General features: G+C 71.9%; 6 protein-coding genes and 1 pseudogene. 5 read left to right on the top strand and 2 right to left on the bottom strand.

What is annotated here, in order from left to right:
• Both G3I65_RS10470 and G3I65_RS10465 read right to left on the bottom strand, forming a co-directional pair.
• The coding region (locus G3I65_RS10470; RefSeq protein WP_160695923.1) for a glycosyltransferase at positions 1-1,000 on the bottom strand (1,000 nt) is incomplete at its 3' end.
• Positions 1,001-1,020: 20 nt separating this feature from the next.
• On the bottom strand, positions 1,021-1,962 hold the full coding sequence (locus tag G3I65_RS10465; RefSeq protein ID WP_160695922.1) for a glycosyltransferase: 942 nt from the start codon (positions 1,960-1,962) through the stop codon (positions 1,021-1,023).
• A gap of 91 nt (positions 1,963-2,053) precedes the next feature.
• On the opposite strand from G3I65_RS10465, the gene G3I65_RS10460 reads away from it, so the two are divergent.
• The 5 genes and pseudogenes from G3I65_RS10460 to G3I65_RS57205 form a co-directional block, all read left to right on the top strand.
• Positions 2,054-2,668: a DUF47 domain-containing protein gene (locus tag G3I65_RS10460; protein ID WP_160695921.1), complete on the top strand. Its 615-nt coding sequence runs from the start codon at positions 2,054-2,056 to the stop codon at positions 2,666-2,668.
• Positions 2,668-3,663: an inorganic phosphate transporter gene (locus G3I65_RS10455; protein ID WP_160695920.1), complete on the top strand. Its 996-nt coding sequence runs from the start codon at positions 2,668-2,670 to the stop codon at positions 3,661-3,663. Before G3I65_RS10460 ends, G3I65_RS10455 begins: the two co-directional genes overlap by 1 nt.
• Positions 3,664-3,905: 242 nt before the next feature.
• The gene (locus tag G3I65_RS10450; protein ID WP_160695919.1) at positions 3,906-5,090 is read left to right on the top strand and encodes a zinc-dependent alcohol dehydrogenase; all 1,185 of its coding nucleotides are present in this window, start codon (positions 3,906-3,908) and stop codon (positions 5,088-5,090) included.
• Between the two features lie 21 nt (positions 5,091-5,111).
• The gene (locus G3I65_RS10445) at positions 5,112-7,136 is read left to right on the top strand and encodes a CocE/NonD family hydrolase (protein ID WP_160695918.1); all 2,025 of its coding nucleotides are present in this window, start codon (positions 5,112-5,114) and stop codon (positions 7,134-7,136) included.
• 34 nt (positions 7,137-7,170) lie between these two features.
• Positions 7,171-7,329, top strand: a pseudogene (locus tag G3I65_RS57205) (nucleoside-diphosphate sugar epimerase); the annotation flags it as partial.

Below are 7,329 nucleotides of genomic sequence, written 5' to 3'. Positions count from 1 at the left end.
TGACGCCGTCGACGACGGTGTCGGTCAGCCCGCCGACCGCGGCCGCCACCACCGGGACCCCGCACGCCATCGCTTCCAGCGGCACGATCCCGAACGGCTCGTACCACGGCGTGCAGACGACGGCGTCGGCCGAGCGCAGCAGGGCGGGCATGTCCTCCCGGGACACCTGGCCGGGCCACCGCACGCGGTCGCCGACGCCGAGCCGGTCGGCGAGGTCGCGCAGCCGCCGCGCTTCGGGGTCCTGCGAAAGCCAGCCCCGCTCGGGGCCGCCGGCGATGACCAGCTCGGTGTCCGGCAGCTGGGCGAGCGCGGTGATCGCGGTGTCGAACCCCTTGCGGGGGACCAGCCGGCCCACCGCGACCAGCCGGTGCGGTGCCCGGCGGCGGGCGACCGGACCGTCCACGGTGAACCGCCCGAGGTCGACGCCGCAGGGGACGACCGAGATCCGCGACCGCGGCACGCCGAGCCGGGACAGCTCGAAGACCTCGTCCGAGCAGGTGGCGAGGACCCGCCCGGCCTGCCGTCCGATGATCCGCTCCAGCCGGATCCGGTCGGCCGGGCTCGTGTCCTCGGCACCCTGGTAGCGCTTCTTGACCACGCCCAGCGCGTGGAACGTCTGCGCGACCGGCGTGCCCGTCGCGCTCGCCGCGAGGGCGGTCGCCAGGCCCGACATCCAGAAGTGCGCGTGCGCGAGGTCCGGCCGCTCGGCCGTCCACCGGTCGCGCAGGAACCCGCCGAATTCGCCCATGTAGGGCAGGAGCCGGTCCTTCGGCTCCTTGCGCGCCGGCCCCGCGGGCACGTGCACGACCCGGAACCCCCGCTCCGTCCGGACCTCGGCCGGTTCGTCGCGGCTCTCCCGGCGCGTGTAGACGGTGACGTCGTGGCCGGCCCGGGTGAGCGCGGCCGACAGCTCCGCGACGTGCACGTTCTGGCCGCCGGCGTCGGCTTCCCCCAGCGCGGCCAGCGGATTGGCGTGCTCGGACACCATCGCGATCTTCATCGTGCGGCGTTCCCTTCGGTTCAGCGGGCCGTCTCGGCGAGGAGGTGGTCCCAAGCGGTCAGGAAAGCCCCGAGCCCGTGGTGCTTCAGCGCGTGCTCCCGGGCGTTCTTGCCGGCGAGCACGGCGAAGTCGGGTTCGTGCAGCAGTTCGCGGAAGCCACGGGCCAGCACCGAAACGTCGGTGGAGAGCACTCCGGCGTCGGGCGGCACGGCCGTCACCGCCTCGGTGGCGGCGAAGACGACGACCGGCATCCCGAGGTGCATCGCCTCCAGCAAGGACAGTCCCAGCGACGTCCAGCGCGCGGTGTGCAGGAAGACGCGGCGGCGCGCGATCTCGTCGTGCAGGCGGGGCACCGGGACATCGCCCCGGCCGCGCAGCGGCGCGCCGAGCTCCTCGGTGCCCATGCCGAAGACGTCGACCGGCCCGGCCTCGGCGAGCGTGCCGAGCAGGTCCGCGCCGGTGACACGGCGGCGGCGCACCGGCTCGTTGATCATCGACACTCCGGCGGCGAGCTCACCGGTGTAGCGCGCGCCGGGGTCGGGGATCCCGTGCGGCACGACGGTGACCGGCGCGCGCCCGCAGTCCCACATCGCCGCGTTGAAGTGGGTCACGTGCGCCACGGTGATGTCGGAGCGCCCGGCGAGCGGGTGCTCGCTCGACGCGGCGTACGGCCGGGGCGCGTTGTGTTCCACGTAGACGGACGGCACGCCCAGCCGCGCGGTCAGGTCCAGCTCTTCCGGGCGCTGCAGCACGACGACGTCGGGCTCGGCCTCGGCCAGCCGGTCCAGCGGCACCTCGGTCACCGACGGCCAGTCCCGGCCGGCCTTGCCGAGACCCCACGGCGCACCGTCGGGTGACACCGGGACGAGGTATTCGTGCCTCCCGCGCACGAAAGCGCCGGTCCATGAGCCGTGCACGTGCCAGAGCAGTACTCTCAGGCGCCGGGAGCCGGGATCGGTCATGTCCTCCTGGTTTCCCGGACACGGCCGGTTAAACGTCCGGCTACCACGGGTACCCGGCCCGCGGTGGCTGGGCGGCGACGAAGGGACATCCATGCGGTTCACCCCACGGGGTACCCGGTTCTTCGACCTGCTGACCGACGCCGCGAGAAACCTGGTGACCGCGAGTGCGCTGCTGCAGGAGCTGGTGGTCGCCCGTCCCGAAGACCGGGAAGCGCTTGCCAAGCGCCTGCACGACGTCGAGCACCAGGGCGACGAGCTGACGCACACGATCATGGTGGAGCTGAACAGCTCGTTCGTGACGCCGTTCGACCGCGAGGACATCCAGGCGCTCGCCGGCAAGATCGACGACGTCCTCGACTTCATGGACACCGCGGCCGACCTGGCCGTGCTGTACCGGATCGAGGCGTTCCCGCCGGGCACGGACGTGCTGGTGCGGGTGCTGTGCCGGTGCGCGGAGCTGACCGCGTCGTCGATGCCGGGCCTGGCGAAGGTCGGCGACCTCGAGCCGTACTGGATCGAGGTCAACGAGCTCGAGAACGAAGCCGACCGCCTCTACCGGCGGATCCTGGCGCACCTGTTCGAGCCGGGCGGGGACGCCCTCGAGGTGCTGAAGACCAAGGAAGTCGTCGAGCAGTTCGAGCTCGCCGCCGACGGCTTCGAGCACGTGGCCGACGTGGTGCAGACCATCGCGGTCAAGGAGTCCTAGTGACGGGGACGGCCGCCCTGGTCACGGTGATCGTGCTGACGCTCGTCTTCGACTACACCAACGGCTTCCACGACGCGGCGAACGCGATCGCCAGCGCCGTGTCGACCCGGGCCTTGACGCTGCGCGCGGCGCTGATCCTGGCGGCGGTGATGAACCTGGCCGGCGCGCTGCTGTCCACCGGCATCGCCGCGACGGTGGCCAAGGGCATCATCGACGTCCCGGCCGGCCCGGACGCGCTCACCGTGGTCTTCGCCGCACTGCTCGGCGCGATCACCTGGAACCTGATCACCTGGTACTTCGGCCTCCCGTCGTCGTCCTCGCACTCGCTGATCGGCGGCATGGTGGGCGCGGCGCTGGCGGCGGCGAGCACGGTGCACTGGTCGGGGATCGCGGAGAAGGTGCTGATCCCGATGGTGGCTTCGCCGCTGCTCGGCCTCCTCCTGGGCTACGCGGCGATGCTCGCGGCGCTGTGGCTGCTGCGCCGGGCGAACCCGCACCGCAGCGGCCGGGTGTTCCGCCGCTTCCAGATCGTCTCGGCCTCGGCGCTCGCCTTGGGCCACGGCCTCCAGGACGCCCAGAAGGGCATGGGCGTGATCGTGCTGGCCCTGGTGGCGGCCGGCCAGCAGTCGACGTTCGCGGTCCCGATGTGGGTGACCCTGCTGTGCGCGGCGGCGTTGTCGCTGGGCACGTACTCGGGCGGCCTGCGGATCATGCGCACCCTGGGCCGCCGGGTGTTCCCGCTCGACCCGCCGCACGGCTTCGTGGCGGAGTCGGTGGCGTCGTCGGTGCTGTACGTGACGGCGTTCGCGGTGAAGGCCCCGATCTCGACGACCCACGTGATCACGGCGGCGATCATGGGCGTCGGCGCGACGCGTCGGCTGTCGGCGGTGCGGTGGGGGATCGCGCGGGACATCGTGCTGGGCTGGGTGCTGACCTTCCCGGCGGCAGCCGCGGTGGCGGCGGCGGTGTATCTGGTGGCCGACCTGCTGACCTGACGCCGGGGTTTCCGCGGGCCTGCGGCGTCTTGAATGACTCATTCAGGACCTCCGAAGACCTGAATGACTCATTCAAGACGTCGGCGCGACTGGACCGGAGCTTTTCGCCCGTCGCGGGTGGCCGGGCCGACGACGTGTCATGAACGACTCTTTCATGACATCCCCGCGCGCCCCGCTCCGCGTTTGCCTCCCCCTCCGCCGGGAAACCGGGACCGAGACCCGCACGCGGAAGAGGGAGAGCCATGAAGGCAGTGACCTGGCACGGCAAACGGGACGTCCGCGTCGACGAAGTACCGGATCCGAAGATCGAGGAGGCCACCGACGCCGTCATCCGCGTCACCTCCACCGGGATCTGCGGCTCCGACCTGCACCTCTACGAAGTCCTCGGCGCGTTCATGACCGAAGGCGACATCCTCGGCCACGAACCCATGGGGGTCGTCGAAGAGGTCGGGCCCGAGGTGAAGCACATCAAGCCCGGCGACCGCGTCGTCATCCCGTTCAACATCTCGTGCGGCCACTGCTGGATGTGCGAGCGCGGCCTGCAGTCGCAGTGCGAAACCACCCAGGTCACCGCGCAGGGCAAGGGGGCCGCGCTGCTCGGGTACACCAAGCTCTACGGTCAGGTTCCCGGCGGCCAGGCCGAATACCTGCGCGTGCCGCAGGCGCAGTACGGCCCGATCAAGGTGCCCGACGGCCCGCCGGACGAGCGGTTCGTCTACCTCTCCGACGTCGTGCCGACCGCGTGGCAGGCCGTCGAGTACGCGAACGTGCCGGAGGACGGGACCGTCGTCGTCTTCGGGCTCGGGCCGATCGGGCAGATGAGCGCCCGGATCGCGCGGCACCGCGGGGCGGGTCAGGTGATCGGGGTCGACCTCGTGCCGGAGCGGCTCGCGCGGGCGCGGGAACACGGGGCCACCGCGCTGGACACCCGGGACCACAAGGACATCGGCGAGAGCATCCGGCAGCTGACCAACGGCCGCGGGGCCGACTCCGTGATCGACGCCGTCGGGATGGAGGCGCACGGGGCGCCGGTCGGGAAGCTCGCGCACAACCTGGTGAACCTGCTGCCGCAGGCGATCGGCGCCAAGGTCACCGAGAAGGCGGGCATCGACCGGCTGAGCGTGCTGTACGCCGCCATCGACAGCGTCCGGCGCGGCGGGACGATCTCGCTGTCGGGCGTCTACGGCGGGATGGTCGACCCGATGCCGATGATGGAGCTGTTCGACAAGCAGGTCCAGCTCCGGATGGGGCAGGCCAACGTCCGGCACTGGCTCGACGACGTCATGCCGGTGCTCACCGGCGAAGGCGATCCGCTCGGCGTCGAAGGCTTCGCCACCCACAAGCTGCCGCTGGAAGACGCGCCGCGCGCGTACGAGATCTTCCAGAAGAAGCTCGACGGCGCCCAGAAGATCCTGCTGCAGCCGTAACCCTTGGGAGGGAACTGACTCTTGCGAGCCGTCACCTCGCTGCCGTACGAAATCACCGTCGAGGACCACGTCCGGATCCCGGCGTCCGACGGGACCGTGCTGTCCGCCCGCATCTGGCGGCCGGTCTCGTCGGACGCCGAGCCGGTGCCGGCGATCCTCGAGTACATCCCGTACCGCAAGCGCGACCTGACCGCCCCGCGCGATTCGATCCACCACCCCTACCTCGCCGGCCACGGCTACGCGTGCGTGCGCGTCGACATCCGCGGCACCGGCGAGTCCGAGGGCGTGCTGGCCGACGAGTACCTCGAGCGCGAACAGCTCGACGCCGAGGACGTCCTGGAGTGGATCGCCGACCAGCCGTGGTGCACCGGCGACACCGGCATGATGGGGATCTCCTGGGGCGCGTTCGCCGCGCTGCAGGTCGCGGCGCGCAAACCGCCCAGCTTGCGCGCCATCGTGATCTCCTCGTTCACCGACGACCGGTTCGCCGACGACATGCACTACATGGGCGGCTGCCTGCTCTCGGACAACGTCGCCGAGTCCGGCACGATGTTCGCCTACGCCACGCTGCCGCCCGACCCGGCGGTCGTCGGCGAGCGGTGGCGCGAGATGTGGCGGGAACGGCTGGAGAACTGCAGCCTGTGGATCGAGAACTGGCTCGGGCACCAGCGTCGCGACGACTACTGGCGGCACGCCTCGGTGTCGCAGAACTACAGCGACGTCCAGATCCCGGTGCTGGCGTCGAGCGGCTGGGCCGACGGCTACTCCAACGCCGTCATCCGGCTGCTGGAACACCTCGACGTGCCGCGGCGCGGGCTGATCGGGCCGTGGTCGCACAAGTACCCGCACCTCGGCGAGCCCGGTCCGGCGATCGGCTACCTGCAGGAAGTCGTGAAGTGGTGGGACCACTGGCTCCGCGGCGAGGAGAACGACGCCATGGACGGCCCGATGCTGCGGACGTGGATGCAGGAGAGCGTCCCGCCCTCGACGTCCTACGAGGACCGGCCCGGCCGCTGGGTCGGCGAGGCGGGCTGGCCGTCACCGCACGTCCAGCCGCAGGACCTGCCGCTGGCGCCGCACCGGCTCGCGCGGCCGGGGGAGACCGTCGGCGACGAGGCGCTGACGGTGTCCTCGCCGCTGTCGGTCGGGCAGTTCTCCGGGAAGTGGGCGTCCTACAGCGCCCCGCCCGACCTGCCCTACGACCAGCGCGAAGAGGACGGCGGCTCGCTCGTCTTCGACACCGACGTGCTCACCGAGCGGTGCGAGATCCTCGGGTCGCCGGTCGTGCGGCTGGAGGTGTCCGCCGACCAGCCGGTCGCGATGGTCGCGGCGCGGCTGTCCGACGTCGCACCGGACGGGCGCGCCACCCGCGTCACCTACGGGCTGCTCAACCTGACCCACCGCGACGGCCACGACGAGCCGGCGCCGATGGAGCCGGGGGAGCGGTGCGCGGTCGAGATCGAGCTGAACGCCGTCGCGCAGGCTTTCCCGGCGGGGCACCGGATCCGGCTGTCACTGTCCACTTCGTACTGGCCGCTGGCGTGGCCGCCGCCGACGCCGGTGCTGCTGTCCGTCCACACCGGACACAGCGCGCTCGGGCTGCCGGTCCGGCCGGTCGCGGAGCCGGACGAGCTGCCCGCCCGGCCGTTCGGCGAACCCGAAGGCGCGCCGCCGATGACGGTGACCGCGTTGACGCCGGGGGAGCAGCGCTGGACCGTCTCGCGTGACCTCGTCGACTACCAGTCGGCGCTGGACATCGTGAAGGACGCCGGCACCGTGCGCTTCGACGATCTCGACCTGGAGGTCACCCGGGACGTCCGCGAGCGCTACGCCTGGGTCGCCGACGACTTCTGCTCGCCGGTGGCGGAAACGGCGTGGGACGTCAACTTCGCCCGCGGCGAGTGGCTGGCGCGCAGCGAGACGCGCACCCGGGTGTCCTGCACGGACACCGAATTCGTCATCGACGCCCAGCTCGACGGCTACGAGGGGGCCCGGCGGATCGTCTCGCGGAACTGGCATCGGCGGATTCCCCGCGACCTGGTCTGAGTTTCGCCGTCGCGCCACCGGGTAAGCATCCGTTGTGCGCATAGTGATCACCGGAGCCACCGGCAACGTCGGAACGGCATTGCTGGCCGCCCTCGGGCCTGGTCACGACGTGGTCGGGCTCGCGCGGCGGCTGCCGGACACGACGGCCGAGCCGTACCGGGCGGCCGGCTGGCGCGCGCTCGACGTCGGCGGC

The organism is Amycolatopsis sp. SID8362 (assembly GCF_010550475.1).
Lineage (GTDB): Bacteria > Actinomycetota > Actinomycetes > Mycobacteriales > Pseudonocardiaceae > Amycolatopsis > Amycolatopsis eburnea.
Note: the sequence above shows the minus strand (reverse complement) of the source record. Positions and strands in the feature narration are given on the sequence as shown.

Excerpts from the sequence above, each read along its gene's own strand:
- G3I65_RS10465 (WP_160695922.1), bottom strand. The coding sequence starts at position 1,962 with ATGACCGATCCCGGCTCCCGGCGCCTGAGAGTACTGCTCTGGCACGTG.
- G3I65_RS10460 (WP_160695921.1), top strand. The coding sequence starts at position 2,054 with ATGCGGTTCACCCCACGGGGTACCCGGTTCTTCGACCTGCTGACCGAC.
- G3I65_RS10450 (WP_160695919.1), top strand. The coding sequence starts at position 3,906 with ATGAAGGCAGTGACCTGGCACGGCAAACGGGACGTCCGCGTCGACGAA.